Source organism: Sphingomonas sp., from assembly GCF_041661885.1.
GTDB lineage: Bacteria > Pseudomonadota > Alphaproteobacteria > Sphingomonadales > Sphingomonadaceae > Sphingomonas.
The window spans coordinates 1-2,915 of sequence record NZ_JBAZTL010000019.1; the positions used below are offsets into that span (position 1 = coordinate 1).

3 protein-coding genes are annotated in these 2,915 nt (G+C 51.3%); 2 read left to right on the forward strand and 1 reads right to left on the reverse strand.

Going from position 1 to position 2,915, the window contains the following annotated elements:
- Positions 1–87 precede the first annotated feature (87 nt).
- The gene (locus WC704_RS17705; protein ID WP_372892364.1) at positions 88–375 is read right to left on the reverse strand and encodes a hypothetical protein; all 288 of its coding nucleotides are present in this window, start codon (positions 373–375) and stop codon (positions 88–90) included.
- 600 nt (positions 376–975) lie between these two features.
- Between WC704_RS17705 and WC704_RS17710 the strand changes: the two genes are divergently transcribed.
- Both WC704_RS17710 and WC704_RS17715 read left to right on the forward strand, forming a co-directional pair.
- The gene (locus WC704_RS17710) at positions 976–2,007 is read left to right on the forward strand and encodes a hypothetical protein (protein WP_372892360.1); all 1,032 of its coding nucleotides are present in this window, start codon (positions 976–978) and stop codon (positions 2,005–2,007) included.
- Positions 2,008–2,041: 34 nt separating this feature from the next.
- Complete coding sequence (locus WC704_RS17715; RefSeq protein WP_372892362.1) at positions 2,042–2,797, forward strand: hypothetical protein; 756 nt, start codon at positions 2,042–2,044, stop codon at positions 2,795–2,797.
- Positions 2,798–2,915 lie beyond the last annotated feature (118 nt).

A 2,915-nucleotide genomic window follows, 5' to 3' on the forward strand; every position in this document is an offset into this window, starting at 1 on the left:
CGCCATGCGCCGAAAGCCGCTTGAGATGCTCTGATAAGCCGAACAATCCTGCCTGACGCATCGCTGCCTCCTGTCAGGCCAAATGAATCAAATCAGACCGGAAATGTCGAGGGGTTGTTGGAGGTGCTCACCTTTCACCCAGGCGCGGCACATCTTTCCCGACCGCTCCTCACCCATGCCCAGCCGTTCAATGGTCGCGGTGCGATACGATAAGGCTGCCGCTCGGTTTTCGGGAGTGGCGCTCAGCCGCCGGAACGGCAGTATCTGGGGCGATTTTGTTGAAAGCTCGACGCCGTACCCGGTTTGATCGGGCGGCTTGGTCGACGAACCGGTCGATCGAGCGCGGCAGATGGCCCGCCGGAACATGCCGCTCAACGTTGAAGCTGTAAAACGGCGCCTCCTGCGCCACCGTGGCTCACCCATCATCGGATTATCTCGGCTTCCTCGCGAAAACTGAATCAGATCATCAGCGCGACTTCAAGGGCGAGCTTTTTAATGGAACCGGGTCGGAAGCCGCCGGGCGGCTTCGCCCATATCAGTCGTGCCGGTAAAATCTCGCGATCCGGCGAAAGCGCACTATCAAGTTAAGTGCGATGCGCGGCTTTTAGGGCGCACCAACTGCGGCGCGCAGACGCACTACCGTGTCACATGCCAATTTCGCAAAAAAACGACCGATGGCAGGCGGAAAAGCAGCAATAATCGCCAAATTCCGCGGCGTGGAACAGAGCCAAACAGTCGGTTATCGTACAGACTACATCGCCGCCTCGGAAGCGTAATGCGTATCTTTTTGTCCAATAATCGCAGCAAACTATCTGGCCCGAAATTTACGCCTGTTTCGGTGGCAATTGTGTTGACACTTCTCTGATTTCAAATCAAAATTCAGATAATACTTTTACCGGAGATGGGCGTGCAACCCCGCGGATCGTCCAAGTTGCGCACGAGTTGTCACATTGAACGTGGCAAGGGGGTGGCCACATGATTCGAGCTTGGATCGCTCAGGTGAGGTTGATGACGTTCGGCGCGTTGATGGCTGGTGGCATATTGGCGTGCTTTTCCGGAAATGCCGCAACGGCGGCATCAGGATTACCAACACGTGATGCGGTTGCGAATTCACTCACTAAAGTCGATCAACTTCTGGATACGGCAAGGAAGTTGGAGCGAGGTTCTCGTTCACCCAAGACGGTAAGCCGTGCGGCAGATCTTTATCATCGTGCTATCCTTGGCTCACTTCAGCGCGAGCCAACTTTCGCTCGCGCAGGTGGGCCTGTTCGCGCCCACGCTATGTTCATTGGCCCACAACGATTTGCGTGGCCAACCAACGTTGGCGAACTCCCGGCGGTGCTCGACATTCACCCGATCGCTGTCTTGCGCTACTGCGCGCTGACACCGTTGACTCTACACTTAACGCAGGGATTTTGCGCCAATCAGGTGGCGCTGGAGACGCTTGAGTACCTCACCCGGCTGTCGGTGCTGCATCGACCATGTCTGACGGATTATGCGGCGTTCGACACGTGGTTGCGCGCTCGCCCTGACGGTTCGCGCGAATTCTATCGACCCTTGTTTATTGAACTAGATTTGCTGAAACCCAATACCTTTGAGAGCGAGAGTTATGAAGAGCTTCGCCGCTGCATCATGTATGCAAGCCTTGATCGTGCGGATTGGCGGCTTTCTTCAGAAGAGTATCATTTGATCTGGCGGTTCTGGTCGCTTCTGATGCTATCGCGGCCTGCCCATCCCTCGGAGGCTCAATTTTTGACGCCGATTATACGACTGTCGATAGCAAGTGACGTTCAAGTCAATCGCAACGGGCTTGAATTCGTTCGTTTGGCGCTCGCGAACACGCCCGAAATTACCGGCACGGGCTATCACGCTATTACTTGCGACGATGTCGGTTGCCGCATTCTGATTTTTTCCTGCCAACAACACGGTACCTCCACGTACCCACGTGTCCGGTTCGACCGCGCTGAATCGGAGTTGTGCAGAAATTATCGAAGAATAAACTCATAGTTATAATTCATGTTTTTTTGAAAGGACATTTCAGGTGTCGACACGTCGAATCACGATCAGGAATGTCACAAGTCCGCAGCGAATTCCATCTCAGAGCCAAGCGCCGGCAACGACAATATCTTCCCAGGGAGTATTTCTCTTTGACCCGGTAAAAAAGTACTGGGCCATTCCTCAAGAAAAGAGATCTCAATATAAACTGCCGAACGTAATTCTATTAAATGCGCCTTCTGACATTGTAAACTTGATTGAGTCGTTGTTGATAAGCCCAACAAACATTGGAGGGGTATCTTCCGCCTTCCAATTACTCAGCGTTCGGCAAGGCAAAGAAAATATACATTACGATCCAGCGCACCCGACTGCCGATGAGCCTCAGTTCTATTATGATCGATTTCAAGAAACTGGTCCTAACGAGGGTATTGATCCTAACGGTTATACGATAACAATTGATGTATTTGACGGAATAGGTTCATCAATAGGCGAGCGGTTTACACAGTTTGATGATAGATCAGTTTCTATTTCTTATATAAACAAGCTTATTACCGATCAGCATCTGAACGGGATAAACACTAATGGTGTCGATGAAATACCGAAAGAATTCGAATTAAGTATAAAAGGAGACACTGCGGCTAACATTGCCAGTCACGCAGACGCAAATATAATACTAAATCGTTCAATATCGATAAACTTCACTACAACTGACGGACGGCCGCCGACGTTTGAACTAATCGAGGCATTTCTGATACAGAATGGTAGGAAAGGTGTTGATGGCAAGGTAGATCTAAGAGTCTGATCGGAAATTAAGTTGAGTGGTATCAGTTGGTTAGCTTGACGTCTAACCAAGTCGTTGATTCAGGGGGTTTTGCTACAAACTTCCGGAGATCGACGATGTGGACCGACACCACTCGGGC